This window comes from Nocardia carnea (assembly GCF_029868325.1).
In the GTDB taxonomy this organism is placed as follows: Bacteria; Actinomycetota; Actinomycetes; order Mycobacteriales; family Mycobacteriaceae; genus Nocardia; species Nocardia carnea_C.
In genome coordinates this window covers 1-20,586 of the sequence record NZ_JARWNW010000128.1, presented here as the reverse complement: position 1 = coordinate 20,586, position 20,586 = coordinate 1, and the positions used below count along the sequence as shown (strand labels likewise).

Here is a 20,586-nt window from a genome sequence, read left to right as displayed (position 1 = left end):
ACGCGGGCGCGGGGGGGGCCGGCTGGCAACCCACCACACCCGAACTCCCCATCCGCGCCCGCCTGCTCGCCGACGGCGGACCAGAACTCGGGCAACGATTCATGAACGAACTCCGCGATATCCACCTGCACCGGCGACCGGCACCCGAGAACGGCGTGCTGGGGTGGGTGCGGCCCGCGGGGGGTCTCCTCCCCGGGGGCCCCCACAACCACGCTGCACGTGAGAGATCCACTATCTGTGCTGCCGGCGATGCGCCGTGCCCCGGATCACTTCTTGGGACGCTTCTCCCGAACTCGCACCGAGATACGCACCGGCGACCCGTCGAACCCGAATTCTTCGCGCAGCCGCCGTTCCAGGAACCGGCGGTAACCAGCCTCCAGGAATCCGGTGGTGAACAATACGAAGGTCGGCGGCCGGGTGGTCGCCTGGGTGGCGAACAGCACGCGCGGCAGCCGGCCACCACGCATGGGTGGCGGGGTCGCGGCGATCACTTCTTTCAGCCAGGTGTTCAACCGGCCGGTCGGGATCCGTTTATCCCAGGATTCCAGCGCGGTTTCCATCGCCGGCACCAGTTTCTGTACCGCCCGGCCGGTATGCGCGGAGATATTCACCCGCTGCGCCCACGGCACACGGTTCAGGTCGCGGTCCACCTCGCGGTCGAGTTGCAGGCGGCGGTCCTCGTCCACCAGATCCCATTTGTTGAACGCCAGTACCAGTGCCCGCCCGGAATCGGCGACCAGGCTGATCACCCGCAGATCCTGTTCGGTGATCGGCTGGGACGCGTCGATCAGCATGATCGCGACCTCGGAGGCCTCCAGCGCCGATTTGGTGCGCAGCGACGCGTAGAACTCGGTTCCGCTGGCATTGGCGACCTTGCGGCGCAGACCGGCGGTATCGACGAACCGCCACACCTTGCCGCCCAGTTCCACCAGCGAGTCCACCGGGTCGACGGTGGTGCCGGCGATATCGTGCACCACCGACCGTTCGTCACCGGCGAGCTTGTTCAGCAGGCTGGATTTGCCGACGTTCGGTTTCCCGACCAGCGCCACCCGGCGGGGTCCACCGGTGCCGCCGCTTCCCTCGCGCGGGGTCTCGGGCAGCACTTCGAGCACATCGTCGAGCAGATCGCCGGTGCCGCGGCCGTGCGCCGCCGACACCATCCGCGGCTCCCCCAGCCCGAGCGACCACAGTGCGTGGGCATCGGCTTCGGCCCGCTGATCGTCGACCTTGTTCGCGACCAGGATCACCGGCGTTTTCGCGCGCCGCAGCACCTTCACCGCGGCCTCGTCGCCGGCGGTGGCGCCGACCACGGCGTCCACCACGAGCAGGATCGCGTCGGCGGTATTCATCGCGAGTTCGGCCTGCCGGGCCACGGACTGCTGCAAACCCTTGGCGTCCGGTTCCCAGCCGCCCGTGTCCTGCACCCAGAACCGGCGACCCGCCCAGCTCGCCTCGTAGGAAACCCGGTCGCGGGTCACCCCGGGCACATCCTCGACCACCGCTTCGCGCCGTCCCAGGATCCGGTTGACCAGCGTCGATTTCCCGACGTTCGGGCGGCCGACCACGGCCAGGGTGGGCATCGGCGCCTGGTCGGTGGCCTCCGGGTCACCGGCCAGATCGGTGATCTCCCAGTCGGTTTCGTCGGTCCACACACCGTCGCCGGCGAGTACATCGCTCATCGTCTCCCCGCTCATCCGGCCGCGCCCCGGCGGCGTAGCGCCGACCGCTCGTGCGACCGGTCCAGCTGCCGGGCGACTTCCCGGTACAGCTCGTCGATCGTTTCGTCCATGGTCAGTTCGCTGGTGTCGACCTGCACGGCGTCCTCGGCGCGCCGCAGCGGCGATACCGCCCGGGTCGAGTCGAGACGGTCGCGGCGTTCGACATCGGCGAGTACGCCGGCGTAGTCGTCCCCGCGGCCCTCGGCGATGTTCTGCTGATTACGCCGATGCGCCCGCGCCTGCGCGGAAGCGGTCAGGTAGATCTTGGCGTCGGCGTCGGGCAGCACGGTGGTGCCGATATCCCGGCCCTCGACGACGACGCGCCCCGCGCTCACCGCGATCTCGCGCTGCAACGCCACCAGTTGTTCGCGGACCTCCGGTACCGCCGAAACCGCCGAAACCGCGGCGGTGACCTCCGGGCCGCGGATCTCCGCGCGCACATCGTCACCGTCGAGTTCGATCAGTTCGCTTTCGGGGTCGGTACCGATCCGCAACGGCATATCGGTGACCGCCGCGATCACGGCCGCGGAATCGGCCGGGTCGATCCCGGCGCGCAGCACCTGCAGGGTCGCGACCCGGTACATGGCGCCGGTATCGAGGTAACGAGCCGACAGCCGGGTCGCCAGCCGCCGCGAAACGCTGGACTTACCGGTGCCCGAGGGCCCGTCCATCGCGACCACCAGCGACCGGTCGCCCGCCGGATCCGCGACGACCCCGACCGGAGCTTCCATACCGAACACCTCGGCCCCGTTCACAATGACACCGCCTCGTAGAGTTTGCCGATTTCGTCCCGGCCCAGGACCCGCAGGGTGCCCGGCCGTTGATCGGCCAGGACCACCGGGCCGATATGCGTGCGGACCAGCCGGGTCACCGGGTGACCGACCGCATCCAGCAGCCGTCGCACGATATGTTTGCGCCCCTCGTGCAACACCACCTTCACCAGGGATCGTCCCGCGTCGACTTCCAGGACCTGGAATTTGTCGACACTGGCGGGACCGTCCTCGAGTTCCACGCCGTCGCGCAGAATCTTGCCGATGGAACGGTGCACCTCGCCCTGCACGGTCGCGAGGTAGGTCTTGGACACCTGGAAAGACGGGTGCATGAGCCGATGCGCGAGGTCGCCGTCGTTGGTGAGCAGCAACAGTCCCTCGGTATCGGCATCGAGCCGGCCCACATGGAACAGTCGCTGCCCGGCGGCGACCCGCTCGGCGACGATATCGCCCACACAGGGGCGGCCCAGATCGTCGGACATGGTGGACTGCCAGCCCTTGGGTTTGTTCAACGCCAGATGCACCAGCTCTTCGCGCACCACCACGCGGATACCGTCCACCCGCACCACGGCGTTCTCGGGGTCGATGCGCAGGCCCTGTTCGCGCACGATGATGCCGTCCACCTCGACCCGCCCCTGGTCGATCATCTCCTCGGCCGCGCGCCGCGAGGCGACACCGGCCTTGGCCAGCACCTTCTGCAGGCGCTCACCTTCACCCCACGGCATCTTCTCGTGGCCGGATTCCTCCGCTTCCACATACTGATGGCGGGCGGGTTTGGCGTTGTTCAGCTGCGGTGCGCCACCGGACCGCGCGGGCGGGCTCTTACGGGCGGCAGCGCCGCCCCCCGGACGTCCGCCGGTCCGCGAGCCACCGGCCGGACCACCACGACCGGTAGCCGGGCCACCACGGCCTGCCGGACCCGAACCACGCCCTGACGCCGCAGCACCGCCACGACCGGCCTGGGCCGAGCCACCACGGGGGGCCGGGGCGGACCCGGTACGACCAGGGGCGGCGGCACCGCGACGCCCACCGGCGCCGCTTCCACCGGCGGATGCGAAACCACCCCGGCCGGTGCCGGCACCGCGACGCCCCGGCGGCATATCCGCACCCCCGGTGCGTCCGGTCCGCACCTGGTCACTGCGTGCCCCACGTTCCGTACTGCGGGTTCCACCACCGCGGCCGGTTCGCGGCGGTTCACTGCCACGGCCGTTACGGGGGAATTCACCGCCACGGCGGGCCTCCCCCGCCCCGCGGGGTGCGCCGCGTCCGCGACCGGCCCGGGCGGGCTGGTCTCCGCGTTGTCTACGATCCGGTGTGCCATCTCGGCGAGCGGGTGTATTCACGATTTCCTGTCAATCCTCGGCGCCTAGGTTCAGATCGTCCTCGGCGGGTTTGCGCAGTCTGGTGTAACGGGGGTCCGTCTCCAGACTGTCGTTGATCTCATCGATCAGGTCGACGCCCGGCAGCAGCGGCGCCAGTTCCGGCAGATCGTTCAGCGACGCCAGCCCGATACGTTCCAGGAACAGTTCGGTGGTGCCGTAGAGCGTGCCGTTGGTTTCCGGGTCGGCGCCCGCCTCGGTGATCAGTCCCCTGGCCAGCAGGGTGCGCATCACACCGTCGACGTTGACGCCGCGCACCGCGCTGACCCGGGCCCGGGTCACCGGCTGCCGATATGCCACCACCGCCAGCGTCTCCAGTGCCGCCCGGGTCAACTTCGACCGGGCGCCGTCGAGCAACATACGCTCCACATACGGTGCGTACTCGCTGCGAGTATAGAAGCGCCACCCGTCCCCGGCGAAACGCAGATCGATCCCACTGCGCTGTGCGGCGAGCTCTGCCGACATTTCCCGCAACGTTTGCTCGACGCGGTCTACGGGCTCGTCCAACACGGTCGCCAGCTGTTCTACCGGCGCGGGCGTGTCCACAACGAGCAGAATCGCCTCGAGGGCCGCCCGGAATTCGGCATCGTCGAGCGCCTCGGGGGCGAATTCGGTCACACTCTCGCTCATACTGCTCCCTCCGCGTACGAATGCGGCGGCCATGTATAGGTTGGCCGCGCTGCCACCGCCGGCCCCGACGCCGCCGAATCCCACCCGCTCATCCGTAGTCCTCTTCGATGGTGACCGGCGCCGACTCGGCCTCGTCGCCGATCCAGCGGACTGCGAGCGGGCCCAGCGGATCGGGCTGGTCGAATTCGATCGATTTGCCCCGGTACAGCTCGAGCAGCGCCAGGAATCGCGCCACGATCTGGATCGGCGCCGCGCAATCGGACACCAGATCGGCGAATGTGGTCCACACGCCCGCACCGCGGGCGCGCAGGCGTTCCAGTACCAGCGTGGCCTGTTCGGCGACCGATATGGTGTGCGCGTGCAGATGGTCCAGGCCCACCGTCGGCACCGGCCGCGGCCGGAACGCCGCCGCGGCGATCTCCGCGAATCCGGCCGCATCCACCCCGAGCTGGACCTCCGGCAGCAAGCCGGCGAACCGTTCCTCCAAACCCACCGCCCGCGGATACCGGCGCAGCGCGGCCGCCTCGAGTTCGCCGAGCAGTTCGGCGACCTGTTTGAACGCCCGGTACTGCAGTAACCGGGCGAACAGCAGATCCCGCGCCTCGAGCAGTTCCAGATCGTCGGGATCGGTCACTTCGCCCGAGGGCAGCAGCCGCGCCGCCTTCAGATCCAGCAGGGTCGCGGCGACCACCAGGAACTCGGTGGTCTGATCCAGGATTTTATCGGTGCGCAGCGAATTCCCGGGCTGGGCCAGCCCGGCGGTGAGCGCCTTGGTGTAGGCGATGAATTCGTCGGTGACCTGATGCAGCGCCACCTCCGTCACATCGAGACGGCGCTGCGAGATCAACTGCAACAGCAGGTCGAACGGGCCCTCGAAATTACTGAGCCGCAGATGGAACCCGGTTTTCTCCTCAGCCGCGTCCGCGGTGTCGCCGGGTTCGCTGGTACTCGACGGTGCAGGTGCGGATGCTGCCGCGCTCACCGACCCGACCGGTGGATGACTTCCCGTGCCATCGCGCGATACGCCTCGGCACCACTGGATTTGGGCGCCCAGGTGGTGATCGGTTCACCGGCCACGCTCGCATCCGGGAACCGGACGGTCCGCGCGATCGCGGTGTCGTACACCAGTTCCCCGAACACCTCCACCACACGCGCCATCACCTGACGGGAATGCAACAGCCGGGCATCGAACATGGTGACCACGATGCCGTAGAGGCTCAGCCGCGGGTTCAACCGGTCCCGCACCTTCTCCACCGTATCGTTGAGCAGTGCCAGCCCGCGCAGCGAGAAGTACTCGCATTCCATCGGAATGATCACGCCGTCCGAACAGGCCAGCGCATTCACCGTGAGCAGGCCGAGCGAGGGCTGGCAGTCGATGAGGATGTAGTCGTAGCGGTCGCGGATCGGTTCCAGCGCCCGCCCCAGCGACTGCTCCCGGCCGACCTCGTTCACCAGCTGGATCTCCGCCGCGGACAGATCGATATTGCTCGGCAGCAGATCCAGGTTCTCGACCTTGGTCTGCACGAGCACATCGTCGACCCCGACCGGGGCGCCGATCAGCAGGTTGTGCACGGTCAGTTCCAGATCGTGGTGTGCCACTCCCAGACCCGCCGACAACGCACCCTGCGGGTCGAGATCCACCAGCAGCACCCGGCGGCCGTATTCGGCCAGCGCGGCACCCAGGTTGATGGTCGAGGTGGTCTTACCGACCCCGCCCTTCTGGTTGCACATCGCCACGATGAGCGCATTGCCCTGATGCGACGGTTCGGCCGGATCCGGCACCGGGCGTAGCGGACGGCCCGTGGGACCCAGTGCGGCGTCGGCGGGCGGAGGTTCGGGGCCCGCCCCCCACACGGATGTGGCGCGCTCATCGTTCTCGGCGCCCTTGGGCGGTTCCGCCGCTCCGGCTGTCGTCACGATCCGCTGCTCCTTATACGTTCCTGCCCGTCACCTCGTAGAGCGTAACGAGGCCGATCAAGGCACGGTCTCGCTTTCGCCACGGTCCGGCTCCTTCTAGACGCTACCTGTTGACAGCACTCCGGCGCCCAGTGTGTCAACCGGCGTGTTCTGTGATATTGCGGAGTCTGCGAATCCGGGGCCGCTCATCGTGCCCTGGGGTGGGCGGTGGCCCACACTTCGCGCAAGGTTCCCACGGTGACCATTGTGTAGATCTGGGTGGTGGTGACCGACGCGTGACCCAGCAGTTCCTGCACCACCCGCACATCGGCGCCGCCGTCGAGCAGGTGGGTGGCGAACGAATGCCGCAGGGTGTGCGGGGACACCGTGGCCGTGATCCCGGCATGTTCCGCGGCCCGCTGCAACACCTGCCAGGCACTCTGCCGGGACAGCCGGCCGCCGCGGACGTTGAGGAACAACGCGGCCGCCGCCCCCGGGGCCCGCACCCCGGCACGACCGTTCGACGCCAGTACTGGTCGTCCGCGCACCAGGTAGGCGTCCACCGCTGCCAGGGCAGGCCGCCCCACCGGGACGATCCGCTGTTTACCGCCCTTCCCCCGCAGCACGACAGCGCGCCCCTCGAGGTCGAGATCGTCGAGATCGAGGCCGACGGTTTCCGAGATCCGCGCGCCCGTCGAATACAGCAGTTCCAGCAGTGCGCGATCGCGGAGCCCACGGGCACCCGCGTCCCCACCGGCTCCTGTATCCGCGCCCACCGACTCCAGTAACCGCAGCACTTGATCCACGGGCAGCGCCTTGGGCAGCCGCTGCCCCACCATCGGCGGTTTCACCGCATGGGCGACATCGGTACCGACCAGGCCCTCGGCGGCAGCGAATCGATGCAGCCCGCGAACCGCGATCAATGCCCGCGCGACCGATCCCGGTGCCAGCGGCGGATGCCGGTCGTCGCCCGCGCGCAGGGCGATCCCGAATTCCCCGATATCGGTTTCGCGGACTGCCTCGAGATCGGTGATACCCCGGTCTTTCAGGTACTCCCGGTACCGCCCGAGGTCGCGCCGGTACGCCGACAGTGTGCTGCGGGCGGCACCCCGCTCCACCGCGAGATGGTCCAGGTAGATATCGGCCTCGCGCACCGCATACCCGCCCTCAGTCCGTGTTCCGTTGCGCCGCCTGGCGCCGTAACAGCGCGCTCGGCAGCCCGGGCCACGGCGCATCGGCCGGGCGCAGCGGTAGATCCGCGGCGTCGGCGGCGCTCAGCGCGAGCAGTCCGGCGACCGCCGTCGCGTTCACGATCTCACCGGCCAGAGCCGCGCGGACAGCCGCGCCGAGCGGCACCCGCACCAGTTCCAGATCGGCTTCCTCGTGTTCGGGTGCGGGCCGGTCGGTATCGGTCAGCCCGCGCGCCAGATACACCCGCAACGCTTCGTCGGTGAACCCCGGTGACAGCGCTACATCCACCAGCACCGACCACTCCCGCGCGGCCAGCCCGGTTTCCTCGGCCAGTTCGCGCTGCGCCGCCGCGAGCGGATCCTCCCCGGCGATATCGATCAACCCGGCCGGCAGTTCGAGCAGCCGCTCCCCGAGCGGATGCCGGTACTGGCGGATCAGCACGACCTGCCCGTCGTCGTCCACCGCGACCACCGCGACCGCGCCGTGATGCTCGACCACCTCGCGTTCCACGACCCGCCCGTCGGGCATCTCCACCTGGTCCAGCCGCAGCGCCACAATGGCCCCGTTGTAGACCAGCCGGCTGTCGACGGTGCGGAAGGCGTGGCTGCCCGGCGCCGGCTGCGCGCCGGTCACGAGGCCTGCTCGGCGGCAGCCATTTCCTGCTCTTCCTGCTCACCGGGAATGTCCACGGGGAGCCGTTCGGCCAGTTTGTACCGCAGCGCGGCGGCGATCAGCTCGGCGAACAGCGGATGCGGCCGGGTGGGCCGGCTCTTCAGTTCCGGATGCGCCTGGGTGCCCACGAAGAACGGGTGGACATCCCCGGGAAGTTCGACGAACTCCACCAGATGCCCGTCCGGTGAGGTCCCGCTGAACCGGAGCCCGCTGGTGGCGATCTTGTCGCGGTAGCTGTTGTTCACCTCGTACCGATGCCGGTGCCGTTCGGAGACCTCGTTCGCGCGGTAGGCCCGGGCCACCACGGAACCCTTCTCCAGTACCGCCGGGTAGGCGCCGAGCCGCATGGTGCCGCCCAGATCGGCCTCCCCTGCCACGGCCTGCTCCTGATCGGCCATCGTGGAAATCACCGGGTGCTCGGTCTCGGGTTCGAATTCGGCGGAATTGGCATCGTCGAGTCCGACCGAACGCGCCGCCTCGATCACCATGCACTGCAATCCCAGGCACAATCCGAGCAACGGCAGTTTCCGGGTCCGGGCATGGTGGATCGCACCGACCTTGCCCTCGATCCCGCGGATCCCGAATCCGCCCGGGATCAGCACCGCGTCCACATCGCGCAGCGCGGCCTGCGCTCCGGCCGGGGTTTCGCAATCATCGGACTGCACCCAGCGCAGTTTCACCTTCGCGCGGTGCGCGAAACCACCCGCCCGCAGCGCCTCGGTGACCGACAGATACGCATCCGGCAGGTCGACGTACTTGCCGACCAGCGCGACCTCCACCGTTTCCCGCGGCGTATGCACACGGTCGAGCAGATCACCCCAGACGGTCCAGTCGACATCACGGAACGGCAACCCGAGTTTGCGCACCACATACGCGTCGAGGCCCTCCCGGTGCAGCACCTTCGGGATGTCGTAGATCGACGGCGCGTCCGGTGTGGAGATACACGCGTCGACCTCCACGTCGCACATCAGCGCGATCTTGCTCTTCAGGCCCGCCGACACCTCGCGATCACAGCGCAGGATCAGCGCGTCGGGCTGGATACCGATACTGCGCAGCGCCGCCACCGAATGCTGGGTGGGTTTGGTTTTGAGCTCACCGGACGGCGCCAGATACGGCACCAGCGAAACGTGCAGGAAGAACACATTGTCGCGGCCGACATCGTGCCGGATCTGCCGGGCGGCCTCGAGGAACGGCTGCGATTCGATATCGCCGACCGTTCCGCCGATCTCGGTGATCACCACATCCGGTTCCTGCCCCTGCAGATCGGGCCCGCGCATCGCCAGGACGCGCGCCTTGATCTCGTCGGTGATATGCGGGATCACCTGCACCGTATCGCCGAGATATTCGCCGCGCCGTTCCTTGGCGATCACCGACGAGTAGACCTGCCCGGTGGTGACGTTGGCGTCCTTCGACAGGTCGCGATCGAGAAACCGCTCGTAATGCCCCACATCGAGATCGGTCTCGGCGCCGTCCTCGGTCACGAACACCTCGCCGTGCTGGAACGGGTTCATGGTGCCGGGATCGACGTTCAAATAGGGGTCGAGCTTCTGCATGGTGACTCGTAGCCCCCGCGAGGTCAGCAACTGACCGAGGCTGGAGGCGGTGAGACCCTTACCGAGTGAAGAGGCGACACCACCGCTCACGAAGATGTGTTTGGTGGCTGTGCGCGCCTGAATCCGTGTATGACCCACGGGTCTTCACAGTAACACGAAACCCACCAGGTGAACGACCGCCACTCCCCGTTAACCACCCGATCGCCCACCCGGTCCCTCCGAGCACCGCAACAGCGGCACGCCCGCGGTTCCACTTCCACCCCGGCGGCATCACCGGCCACTTCCTCCACACCCGCAGTCCCGCACCGGAATTTTCGCGCCGCGACACCCGCGCACATCCGAGTGCTGAAGAGTTGCGCACCACACCCGGCCACCCACTGCTCGCCGACCCGGCAGCCCAAGTGCGACCGCCAGAACAACGGCCGCGGCCCCCGGTCGCGATGTGTCGAGTCACGCCGCAGCCGACTATCCGGACCGGCCCAGCACCTCCCGGCCCCAGAGCTCGGCTCGGGTAAGCATGTCCTGCGCCCCGGCGAGCATCTCACTGCCGTGCCCGACCGCCAGGATCGCGACGATCGCCGCCCCGAGCACTGCCAGCACCAGCAGCGCCGCCAGCACACCCGAGAAACGGTTGCGGTACAGCGTCGCCACCGCGGAGGCATCCATGATCGATTCCCCGACCTTCAACCGGGTCAAAAAGGTCGCCGGGTTGCTGTCGCGGCGGCCGCGATCGAAGAATTCCTCCAGCGAGGCGCTCGCGCCCGCCGTCACGATCAGCGCCGCACCGTGATGGTGGGCGAGCAGCAGCGCCAGGTCGGCGGGCGACCCCGAGCCCGGGAAGGTGATCGCACCCAGACCCAGTTCCTTCACCCGCTCCAATCCCTCGGCCCGGCCGTCGAGGTCTGCGGGGATGATCAGTTCGGCGCCACAGGTCAGCGTTTTGGCGGTCAGTTCGTCGGGATTGCCGACGATCAGGTCCGGCCGGTACCCCGACCGCCGCAGTGTCTCGGCACCGCCACCCACACCGATCAAGACCGGCGAGTATTCCTTGATGAACGGCTTGAGTTTCTTCAACTCCTCGGCGTGCCCGGGCCCCACGCCGACCACCACTACCTGCCGGCCGTTCAGTTCAAGATCCGGTTTCGGCACGCCGATACCGTCCATGAGCAGCGATGATTCGGTCCGGATGAATTCCAGCGCGTCCCCGGCGAACGATTCCAGATGCTCGGCGAGCCCGTTACGCGCTTCCCGCATCCGTTCGGCGATCGCGTCCTCGTCCAGTTCGAGGCATTCGACCAGCACCTCGGGTTCCTTACGGGTGAACCGATCGGCGTAGACGACGCCGTCCTCGATTCGCACCCGCGCACCGTCCTTGATCCGGCCGAAGGCATCCGAGCTCACGGTGTCGAGCAGCAGCACACCTCCTGCGACCAGAACTTCGGGCCCGACGTTCGGGTATCGGCCGGAGATCGACGGTGAGGTGTTCACCACCGCCGTCACCCCCGCGGCAACGAGCTTGTCGGCGAGGGACTGATCGATATCCATTTCATCGAGAACGGCTATATCACCAGGCCCGATCCGCGCGAGTAGCCGCCGGGTGTCCCGGTCGACCCGGGCGGTCCCGGTCCGGCCGGGCAGTGTCTCGGAGTTCTTCGACAGCAGCGCCAGCATCCTCATGTAGCGATGATGTCGGTAAACCCTCAACCTTCGGTGGAGACACGCCGCTGACCGGCCATCCATTCGCTCACTCGAGCAATCGGGCAGCTACTCGCGGGGCGCGCGCACCGGGTCGGCTGCACGCGGAAGCCGGGCCGGGCGCGCCGTATGCTGCCGGGCGCAGCTATTCGAAGAGGAGACGCCATGGCCAGCACCACCGTCGACACCGTGATCGCCGCCCCGCGGGCGACCGTGTACCGGCTGTTCGCCGACCGCGAGAGCATCAGCCCCTACCTAGCCGTGAACGTCACGCTGGTACGACCGGGTGAGACCGAACGCGAGGGTGTGGGCGCCCAGCACAAGATCGGTGCCGGACCGGTCGGCGTGGTGGAGGAGATCACCGCCCTGGTCCCGAACGAACGGATGGAATACAAGATCGTCAAGGGCGCTCCGGTGAAAAGCCATACCGGCGTCATCACCTTCGCCGACGCCGGCAACGGCACCCGCGTCACCTACACCATGACCTCCGACCCCTCCCTGCCCGTCCCCGCCAAGGCGTTGGAGATCGGCCTGAAAGGCCTCATCAACCAGTTCATCGCCGCCGCCCGCAAAGCCGTCCGCTGACCGGCCGCAACAGCTGACCCACAGCGTGGGGCCCCGGCTCGCGGGACACGGATGCCGGCTCGGTGCCCGGACCGGCAGGCCGGCGATCGTGGTTCAGAACTGTTCGACGAACCGATACCAGCTGCCTTCGAGGGGCGTATACCCGATATCGCCGTCGTGGCGAGGTGGGACCTGTCCGGGTGCGCCGTGCGGGAAATAGGCGAACCCCACGCGATCGATGAGACCGCCACCGGTGTAGAGCAGGCAACCCCCGTCACGTTTCACCACGGAGGTGATGGTGTAGAAGCCGTACCGTCCGTGGGCCGAGGCGTCACAACCGGCCGCGAGGCGTTCGAGGCTGTCACCGGAAATCCGCCATCCGAGATTTCCCGGAACATCCGCCCAGACCAGGGCACAGGTCAGTACGACCGCGCCGGGCGCGAAGAGCAGCAACCGGTAACGGCGGTAGCGCATCACACCGAACAGCCCGATCACCAGCCACAACGCACCCAGCGACACCAGCGCCCAGCCTGCGAGCACAAGCGCAGGAAACGCGGCATCCGACATCAGCAGCCACAGCAGCACTACGCAACACACGCTCACCGACAGCGTGATCACCACGATCGATATGCGCCACCACCGGGACGCGGGCCGAGCGAGTTCACCTTGCCGACACGGCTCGTCGTTGTGTTCGGCGGTGGTCATCGAATCGCGTCTCCTACCGGCAAAGCCGCGCGGTTCCTGTCGCGCGGCGGCGGGCCGAGCGAGTTATCCCGGTGAGCGCTGTGAAAGTAGCAGATCACCATCACACAGGCGCGTCTCGAGATCGGGGCCGCCTGCGGCCCCACGGCGCACAGACCGGACACCCGATCACCTGAGTTCCTGTTACCGCACCCGGACACCCGTCCTCCGCAACACGAATCACGGCACCCGTGCGCGCGGGTGTATCAGCTCGCCGCCATCCGTTCGGCGCGGGCGATATTGAGCAGTTCCCAGGCGTGCGCGCGACCCGTTTCGGTGTCGTCGAGCCCCGCCAGCATCCGGGCGAGTTCCACGATCCGCTCGTCCTGGGTCAGCGCCCGGACCCCCGAATCCACGGCACCCTCACCGTCGTCGGATTTGTTCACCACCAGATGGGTATCGGCGAACGCCGCGACCTGCGCCAAATGGGTCACCACGATCACCTGATGGGTGCGGGCCAGCCGGGCCAGCCGCCGCCCGATCTCCACCGCGGCCCGGCCGCCGACACCGGCGTCGACCTCGTCGAACACCATGGTCACCCCGTGTTCGTTACCCGCCAGCACCACCTCGAGCGCCAGCATCACCCGGGAAAGCTCACCGCCGGAGGCGCTCTTGTTCAACGGCAGCGACTGCGCCCCGGAGTGCGCGGCCAGCCGTAACTCCACCTCGTCCACCCCGGCGGGCCCGGCATGGAGTTCGGTGCCGTCGATCAGCAGCGGCGCCGAATCCTGCGGCCCGGCCGGTACCGGGCGGACCTCGACGTCCAGCCGTGCCTTCCCCATCGCCAGCCCGCCGAGTTCCTCGCTCACCGCCGCGGCCAGCTCACCGGCCGCCGTGGTACGCGCCTGCGACAGTTTGACCGCCACGGCCCGCACCCGATCCGCGCCCGCCTCGACCTCCGCGGCCAGTGCCGCCAGCGCCTCCTCGGAGACATCCAGCGATTCCAGCTTCGTCCGCGCATCGTCGGCCCAGGCGAGCACCCCGTCGATATCGGGCGCGTATTTGCGGGTCAGCGATTTCAGTTCGGCCTGCCGGGTCAGCATGGAATCCAGCGCACCGGGGTCCGACGGCAGATCCGACAGGTACCCGCTCAATTCCGTGGTCAGATCCACCACCACCGCGATCGCATCGGCCAGCCGCGGCCCCAGCGCCGCCAGCGCCGGATCCTCGGAACCTTCCACCCGCGACCGCGCGACCCCCAGCGCGTCCAGCGCGCCGGCATTCTCCCCCGGATCGTCCTCCGGCCCGGCCAGCGCCTCGTGCGCGGTGGCCGCCGCTTCCCGCAGCGAATCCAGATCGCTGAGCCGGCGGATCTCCGCGACCAGGCGCTCGTCCTCACCCGGTTCGGGTGCAATCGCATCGATTTCGGCGAGCGCCTGGGTGAGACGTTCCGCTTCGACCGCCATCTCCCGGCTGCGCGCCGTACGTTCCAGTAGTGCGTTGCGCGCGTCCAGCCAGGCCCGCCGCTGCTCGGTGTATTCGCGTAGCAGCGGCCCCACCGCCGCGTCCGCGAATTGGTCCAGCGCCCGCAACTGCTGTTCGGGCCGTTGCAACCGTAATTGATCGTTCTGCCCGTGCACGGTCAGCAACGGTGCGGTGAAATCCGCCAGTACCGACGCCGGCACCCCGCGACCCCCCAGATGCGCCCGGGACCGGCCGTCACTGCCCACCGTCCGGATCGCGATCACCGTACCGTCGTCGTCCGCAACGGCTGCCGCTGCTTCCAGAACCTGCTCTGCGTCACCGCGCGCGGTCGCGTTCACCTCGTCGAGGGTGAACCGGCCCTCCACCACGGCACGATTAGCACCGAGCCGCACCCGGCCGGCGTCCGCCCGTGCCCCGCTGAGCAGGTGCAGACTGGTGACCACCATCGTTTTGCCCGCCCCGGTTTCCCCGGTGAGCACCGTCAGCCCTTCGTGGAATTGCGCGGTGGCCGTGGAGATAACGCCCAGTCCGTCAATTCGTATCTCTGTCAGCACGTGTGCCCTCCGTTCGCCGCCGGCCCCGCCAACCAGTTACCGGCAGCTCGAACTTGCGCACCATCCGGTCCGCGAACGGCGCGGAATCCAGCCGCACCCACCGCACCGGCTCGGCACCACGGATCGCTTCGACCCGGCCGCCTCGCGGCAATGCGAGGGTGCGCCTGCCATCCAGGAAAACTATCGCATCAGGGCCGGTGGCAACGGATTCGACCGCGATCCGGGAGTCCGGGCTGGTCACCAGGGGCCGGGCGAACAGGGCATGCGCATTGCTCGGAATCACCAGCAGCGCTTCCAGTTCCGGCCACACCACCGGCCCACCGGCAGAGAAAGCGTAGGCGGTGGAACCGGTAGGGGTCGCGACAAGAATTCCGTCACAGCCATAGGACGACACCGGCCGCCCGTCGACTTCCAGCACCACTTCCAGAACACCCATCCGCGCGGCGTTCTCGATACTGGCCTCGTTCAACGCCCAGCCGCGCTCGATGATCTCGTCGTCGAGCCGGACGCTGACATCGATGGTCATCCGTTCCTCGACCCGGTAGTCGCGGCGCACCACTTGCGCGAGCGCTTCGTCGAGGTGTTCGGCCTCGGCTTCGGTGAGAAATCCGATACGGCCCAGATTGATCCCGAGCACCGGAACGGTGACGTGCCGGGCCAGTTCCGCGGCCCGCAGCAGCGTGCCGTCACCGCCGAGCGCGAGCACCATCTCGCAGCCCAGCGCCGCGTCCGGCTCGTGCGCCACCACCTGCACCGGATAGCCCCCGGATTCGGTGACCGGTTCGGCGCCGGACTCGAACCGGGTGCTGTAGGCCTCGTCGGCGAGCACCCGCAACCCGATCCCGGCCTCCGCGCAGATCTTCGCCACCCGATGCGCCGTTTCACTGATCTCGGCGCGACCCGGATGCGATACCAGCAGAATCTCCCTGGCCCGGGGCGTATCCGCACTCATTGCGGGCCTTCTTCGACCGCCAGCCGCACCATCTCCGCCACCTCGCCTGCCGAATCGCCGGGTATATCCTCCCGGCGCAACCACAGAAAGTATTCGACATTCCCGGAGGGCCCCGGCAGCGGGCTGGCCACCACACCCACCGTCCGCAACCCGAGTTCGGCGGCCGTGGCGGCCACCGCACATACCGCGGCCGCCCGCAACTGCGGGTCACGAACCACGCCGCCCGACCCCACCCGTTCCTTACCGACCTCGAACTGCGGTTTCACCATGGGCACCAGATCGGCGCCGGGCGCCGTGCACGCCGCCAGTGCGGGCAGGACCAGGGCCAGCGATATGAACGACAGATCGGCGACCACCACGTCCACCGGCCCGCCGATACCGTCCGGTGTCAGCGAGCGAACATTGGTCCGGTCGAGTACATGGACGCGCTCGTCGGTCCGCAGCCGCCAGACCAACTGCCCGTAGCCGACATCGGCGGCCACCACTTCCCGAGCCCCACGACTGAGCAGCACATCGGTGAACCCGCCGGTGGACGCTCCCGCGTCCAGGCAGCGCCGGTCCGCGATCATCAGCCCCCGCGGTTCGAAAGCCTCCAGCGCGCCCAGCAGTTTATGTGCCCCGCGCGACGCCCAGGCCACCTCGTCGACCTGTTCTTTGACCACCAAGGGTGTCCCGGTTTCCACCGCGGTCGCCGGCTTCACCGCCACCGCACCGTTGATCAGTACCCGTCCGGCACCGATCAGTTCCACGGCATGCTCGCGTGACCGTGCCAACCCGCGGCGGACCAGTTCCGCGTCCACCCGCGCCCGCCTGGCCACCTCAGATCTTGTCCACCGTCGCCAGAGCCTGGACCAGCACCTCGTGTGCCTGCTCCAGGATATGCGCGCGGCGGGCCAGGTCGGTTCCGGCGGATTCGTCCCCCGGGGCGCCGCCCGCCCGCCGGGGGGCGGGGGCGGGGCGGCGCCCCCCGCCCCCGGGGGCCCCCCCGCCCGGCCGGTCGGCGAGTTCGGCGAGCAGTTCACGAACTTCGGTGCGGATCTTGTCCGGATCGGCGAGGTCGCCGTGGCCGGCCGCCCCGGGCAGGTGCTGACCGGGCAGCGGCACCCGGGCGGCACCGGGGGTGTTCGGGCGAGGAGTCGGGGTAGTCATCGTGCGGTCAACGCTATCGGATTTCCGAACGGGGCGCGCGTACCCTCAGGGCCCGGCCCGGCTGGGCATCCAGTTCTCGCCGGACAGCGGTGGGGTCGCCGATATCGCAGGGCACCGGCGCACTGTTCAGCGCTGCCAGGCTGCCGGCGATATAGGTCGGCCACCGGTCGGTGGGCAGCCCGGTCAGTTCCTCGATAGTGCTGACGCCGGTGAGCACCAGCAGTGAGTCCACCGCCACGTTCTCGGCGCCGTCGATATCGGTGTCGAGCCGGTCCCCGACCACCAGCGCGGCCCGGGTCCCGGCCCGGTCCAATGCGTTCTCCAGCAACGGAGCATAGGGTTTACCCGCCACCACCGGTTCCCGGTCCGAAGCGGCACGCAATGCCGCGACCATGGCCCCGTTACCTGGCGCCAGACCACGTTCGTTAGGCAGCGTCCGATCGGTGTTCGCAGCCACCCACACCGCCCCCGCCCGCAGCGCGTACGACGCTTCGGCCAGATCAGGCCACGCAGTCTGCGGAGAATGCCCCTGCACCACCGCCGCGACCGATTGGGTGGCCCGCCGCACCGGCTGCAACCCCGCCGCCTTCACCTCGGCCGCGAGATCATCGGTACCGACTACCAGCACCTCGGCCCCTTGCTCGACCCGGCCGGCGAGCAGCCGCACCGCCGCCTGCGCACTGGTCACCACATCGGCCTCCGCAGCCGGGTATCCCATCTCGGCGAGATGGGCGGCCACCGAGCCCGCCGCCCGGCTCGCATTATTGGTGACGTAGACCAGGCGCTGCCCCCCACCGGCAAGTTCGGCCGGCCCGCCCTCGATCACCACGGACCCGCGATACAGCGTCCCGTCCAGATCCAGCAGCAGCGCCTCGTACCCGTCCCGCAACCGCATTCCACTCACATCCCGCACACTCGGACCCTACGTCGTCCCGCTCCTGCGCCCGACGGGCACTCCACACACGCACGGACGCACGGACGCACGGACGCACGGACGCGAGAATGATCGCGGGTCGCGAATCCGGCGGCCCGCGCAGCGATGAGTTTTCGCGGAGATCAGCGTCGTCACAGCGATACCCCGCGGTCGCGATCCGCGCGCCCGCCTCACCCACTGTGGAGGACATGTGGTCGACGAATACCTTGCGCAAGGCACCGAACCTAATCTTGTGGACGTCGCCGAAGAGAAACTCGCGGTGGTCCACGGTCGAGTGTCCCCGGACGAGATCACCACTTTCTTCGATACCTCATTCGGACGTCTTGCCGCCGTACTCGACACCCAGGGTGTGAATGTCACCGGTCCCGCCCTCGCGCTCTACGGCACCGTCAGCGACCGATCCATGGAAATCACCGTCGGCTTCCCGGTCGACCGGCCGATCCAGCCGGAAGGGGAGGTCGTAGCCGACGTGCTCCCGTCCGGGCGAACAGCTCGGCTCGTGCACCACGGGTCGTTCGACGGATTGGACCAGAGCTGGGACCGGCTGCGCGCCTGGATCACTTCCCAAGACTTGACCCCGGCCGGCACCCGCTGGGAGGTCTACGTCACCGAGCCGAACCCCCATATGGACCCCGCCGATCTGCGCACAGAACTCAACTGGTCCATCTCTCCGGCTTGATCCGGACCGCGGCGCAAGAACGTCGGACCATAGTCGCCCCTGCCTATAGGCCCCTCCATGCCGGAACGTTCAGGGACACTGCACACGCAGCTGCTCGTTCCGGCCATGCGTAGGCCGATCCCCGGCTGCGGAAATTCCGGCGGACGAGCGCAGTGCTGCGCGCACGCGTCGGCACAGCCGCCCCGCTCGGCAGCTTTCCGGCGAATCCGACCCGACTGGGCCCAGGCATCCCGTCTGCCCTCATGACTTCGCCGGCGCGCTGTCGCGCGTCGTCCGGCGAGGAGTCGATTTCACGCAGACTCTGGGCCGATCACCCAATGGCCCGGGGTGCGCGAATCCATGCGACCCCGGCCCAGCCGTCGTCAGGAACCCCCGGTCAACTCGGCGGCACGTTCTTCGGCATCGGTTTCGCCATCCAGGTCAGCGGCCGCGGCATTGAAGAACCAGGTGAGCCCTTCCTCGGTGCGCCCGGCCGCAACCAGTGCGTCGGCGTAGGCGTAGAACAACCGCGCGTGCCCGGACCCGGTGCGGGCCGGATCGAGGTCGGAAGTCTGCAGGGTGACCACAGCCTGGTCGTATTCGCCCAGGTCCATCCGCGCACCCGCGACCACGATACGGAGCTCGATCGCGTCGTCGCCGGTCAGTGTCCGGGCTTCGTCGCTGCGGCCGATCTCGATCGCGCGCTCGGGCCGGCCCAGCCCGCGTTCGCAGTCGGCCATAACCGCGAGCAGCCCGGCGCCGCCCGCCATCCGCCGCGCCGCCCGCAGTTCCGATAATGCCTCGGCCCATTCACCCGCGTGATACGCCACCACACCGGCCGTTTCCCGGACCACCGCGATTCGGCCCGCCCGCTGCCGGGCAGCCCGCGCATGCGCCAGAGCCAGGCGCGGATCATCGTCGAGTAGTTGCGCCGCCATAGCCAGATGGCGTGCCACGGTTTCCGCGTTGCCTTTGTCCAGACTCAGCAGATCGCGCCGAATGGCGGAATCCAGATCGCCGGCCTGGACATTCTCGGGCAGGTCCGGCTCATCCGGACGCGGTGGCCGCCGATCGGCTCCCCGGGCTGCGCCCTCACCGCCCCGACGGCGCGGTCCGCCCGGCCCACCGTCGCGGGACGGGCCCGACGACGCGCCCGCTTCATAATTCCGGCCGGCTCCGCGGTCAGCGCGGTCGGCCCCGCCACGGGCACCGAACCGGCGATCATCGGAACCGGAACGCGGTCCACCGCGTCCGCCGAAGTCACGCCGCCCTCGGTCACCACCGCCATTATCGGTGCGGTCCGAAGGCCGGTAATCGCTGCGCTCCCCAGATCCGCGGTCAGGCTTATCCCCACCGGCCCGGGCGCCACGACTACCGAAGCCTCGCGCTTCGTCACGTCCGCCACGCGGACCCTCTCCGTATCGCCCACCGCGCGAATCATCGGCGCGGAAACGACCGCGATCATCGGAGCCACCGGACCTGTTGCCACGTTCCCCCGCCGGGCCCGGCCGTTCCGGGCGGCCACGATCGCCGCGAAAACCGCGATCGGAACGGAACGAGCCACGGTTGTCCTCGCCCCCGCTGCCGCCGGCGGCTCCCGGCCTGCCGCGACGGTCCCGCGGGTCCGCGCCACGATCCCCTCGGGCTGCGCCGGACGAACCGCCCTCACGCCGGAAATTTCCCCGTCCACCGCCGGCCGACCGGCCGTCCCCGGGTTTCTCGCCGCCGGAACGAGTTGCGTCTGCGCCCTCACCGGCCCGCCGGAACCCGTTCCCCGCCCCGGAAGAATTACGCCGGAACGGTTTCCGGCCATCGCTCTGTTCCGGCACGGCGGGTCCCTCTCTCAAATGGAAATCAGATGAATCGATAACGGTGAGCATGTGCTCACCACAAGTCTAACGGGTCTAAATCCCGTACAGAAACGCCGAAAGGGGACCCAGTATCTGGGTCCCCTTTCGTGAAAGTATGTTCCGGCGGTGTCCTACTCTCCCACACCCTGTCGAGTGCAGTACCATCGGCGCTGGCAGGCTTAGCTTCCGGGTTCGGAATGGGACCGGGCGTTTCCCTGCCGCTATAACCGCCGTAACTCTATGAAACTATCCACA

Annotated in this window: 18 protein-coding genes, 1 rRNA gene and 1 pseudogene; 2 read left to right on the top strand and 18 right to left on the bottom strand. The window is 68.8% G+C overall.

Going from position 1 to position 20,586, the window contains the following annotated elements; all coding sequences use genetic code 11:
• Nucleotides 1-266 precede the first annotated feature (266 nt).
• The 10 genes from der to steA form a co-directional block, all read right to left on the bottom strand.
• On the bottom strand, nucleotides 267-1,679 hold the full coding sequence (gene der, locus QH196_RS09060) for a ribosome biogenesis GTPase Der (protein WP_280415308.1): 1,413 nt from the start codon (nucleotides 1,677-1,679) through the stop codon (nucleotides 267-269).
• A gap of 11 nt (nucleotides 1,680-1,690) precedes the next feature.
• Nucleotides 1,691-2,449 (bottom strand): (d)CMP kinase, encoded by a 759-nt coding sequence (cmk, locus tag QH196_RS09055; protein WP_051157413.1) that lies wholly within the window; start codon nucleotides 2,447-2,449, stop codon nucleotides 1,691-1,693.
• 20 nt (nucleotides 2,450-2,469) lie between these two features.
• A complete protein-coding gene (locus QH196_RS09050) occupies nucleotides 2,470-3,588 on the bottom strand; it encodes a pseudouridine synthase (RefSeq protein ID WP_432279461.1) in 1,119 nt (372 codons plus the stop codon).
• A 252-nt stretch (nucleotides 3,589-3,840) separates the two neighbouring features.
• Entirely contained in the window at nucleotides 3,841-4,497 is a 657-nt protein-coding gene (gene scpB, locus QH196_RS09045) for an SMC-Scp complex subunit ScpB (RefSeq protein WP_280415306.1), read from the bottom strand.
• Nucleotides 4,498-4,585: 88 nt separating this feature from the next.
• Entirely contained in the window at nucleotides 4,586-5,479 is an 894-nt protein-coding gene (locus QH196_RS09040; RefSeq protein WP_432279460.1) for a segregation and condensation protein A, read from the bottom strand.
• Entirely contained in the window at nucleotides 5,476-6,351 is an 876-nt protein-coding gene (locus tag QH196_RS09035; RefSeq protein WP_280415310.1) for a ParA family protein, read from the bottom strand. The genes QH196_RS09040 and QH196_RS09035 overlap by 4 nt, the downstream gene beginning before the upstream one ends.
• 248 nt (nucleotides 6,352-6,599) lie before the next feature.
• Nucleotides 6,600-7,547, bottom strand: a complete 948-nt coding sequence (locus tag QH196_RS09030) for a site-specific tyrosine recombinase XerD (RefSeq protein WP_280415305.1) — start codon at nucleotides 7,545-7,547, stop codon at nucleotides 6,600-6,602.
• Nucleotides 7,548-7,560: 13 nt separating this feature from the next.
• Nucleotides 7,561-8,217 (bottom strand): NUDIX hydrolase, encoded by a 657-nt coding sequence (locus QH196_RS09025; RefSeq protein ID WP_280415304.1) that lies wholly within the window; start codon nucleotides 8,215-8,217, stop codon nucleotides 7,561-7,563.
• Complete coding sequence (locus tag QH196_RS09020) at nucleotides 8,214-9,947, bottom strand: CTP synthase (protein ID WP_280415303.1); 1,734 nt, start codon at nucleotides 9,945-9,947, stop codon at nucleotides 8,214-8,216. Before QH196_RS09020 ends, QH196_RS09025 begins: the two co-directional genes overlap by 4 nt.
• 327 nt (nucleotides 9,948-10,274) lie before the next feature.
• Nucleotides 10,275-11,486, bottom strand: a complete 1,212-nt coding sequence (steA, locus tag QH196_RS09015; protein ID WP_280415302.1) for a putative cytokinetic ring protein SteA — start codon at nucleotides 11,484-11,486, stop codon at nucleotides 10,275-10,277.
• A 183-nt stretch (nucleotides 11,487-11,669) separates the two neighbouring features.
• Here steA and QH196_RS09010 point away from each other — a divergent pair, with 183 nt between their 5' ends.
• Entirely contained in the window at nucleotides 11,670-12,089 is a 420-nt protein-coding gene (locus QH196_RS09010; protein WP_280415301.1) for an SRPBCC family protein, read from the top strand.
• A gap of 93 nt (nucleotides 12,090-12,182) precedes the next feature.
• Here QH196_RS09010 and QH196_RS09005 read toward each other — a convergent pair whose 3' ends face one another.
• The 6 genes from QH196_RS09005 to QH196_RS08980 form a co-directional block, all read right to left on the bottom strand.
• Nucleotides 12,183-12,773: a hypothetical protein gene (locus QH196_RS09005; RefSeq protein ID WP_280415300.1), complete on the bottom strand. Its 591-nt coding sequence runs from the start codon at nucleotides 12,771-12,773 to the stop codon at nucleotides 12,183-12,185.
• Nucleotides 12,774-13,015: 242 nt separating this feature from the next.
• Nucleotides 13,016-14,788: a DNA repair protein RecN gene (recN, locus tag QH196_RS09000; RefSeq protein ID WP_280415299.1), complete on the bottom strand. Its 1,773-nt coding sequence runs from the start codon at nucleotides 14,786-14,788 to the stop codon at nucleotides 13,016-13,018.
• The gene (locus QH196_RS08995) at nucleotides 14,766-15,740 is read right to left on the bottom strand and encodes an NAD kinase (protein ID WP_280415298.1); all 975 of its coding nucleotides are present in this window, start codon (nucleotides 15,738-15,740) and stop codon (nucleotides 14,766-14,768) included. The genes recN and QH196_RS08995 overlap by 23 nt, the downstream gene beginning before the upstream one ends.
• Nucleotides 15,737-16,558: a TlyA family RNA methyltransferase gene (locus tag QH196_RS08990; protein WP_280415297.1), complete on the bottom strand. Its 822-nt coding sequence runs from the start codon at nucleotides 16,556-16,558 to the stop codon at nucleotides 15,737-15,739. Before QH196_RS08990 ends, QH196_RS08995 begins: the two co-directional genes overlap by 4 nt.
• A gap of 1 nt (nucleotide 16,559) precedes the next feature.
• Nucleotides 16,560-16,889 (bottom strand): hypothetical protein, encoded by a 330-nt coding sequence (locus QH196_RS08985; protein WP_280415296.1) that lies wholly within the window; start codon nucleotides 16,887-16,889, stop codon nucleotides 16,560-16,562.
• 13 nt (nucleotides 16,890-16,902) lie between these two features.
• On the bottom strand, nucleotides 16,903-17,784 hold the full coding sequence (locus QH196_RS08980; protein ID WP_280415309.1) for an HAD-IIA family hydrolase: 882 nt from the start codon (nucleotides 17,782-17,784) through the stop codon (nucleotides 16,903-16,905).
• Between the two features lie 271 nt (nucleotides 17,785-18,055).
• On the opposite strand from QH196_RS08980, the gene QH196_RS08975 reads away from it, so the two are divergent.
• On the top strand, nucleotides 18,056-18,502 hold the full coding sequence (locus QH196_RS08975; RefSeq protein WP_280415295.1) for a GyrI-like domain-containing protein: 447 nt from the start codon (nucleotides 18,056-18,058) through the stop codon (nucleotides 18,500-18,502).
• A 362-nt stretch (nucleotides 18,503-18,864) separates the two neighbouring features.
• Here QH196_RS08975 and QH196_RS08970 read toward each other — a convergent pair.
• Nucleotides 18,865-19,758: pseudogene (locus QH196_RS08970) on the bottom strand (hypothetical protein); the annotation flags it as partial.
• Between the two features lie 691 nt (nucleotides 19,759-20,449).
• Nucleotides 20,450-20,566: ribosomal RNA gene (rrf, locus tag QH196_RS08965) — 5S ribosomal RNA — on the bottom strand.
• Nucleotides 20,567-20,586 lie beyond the last annotated feature (20 nt).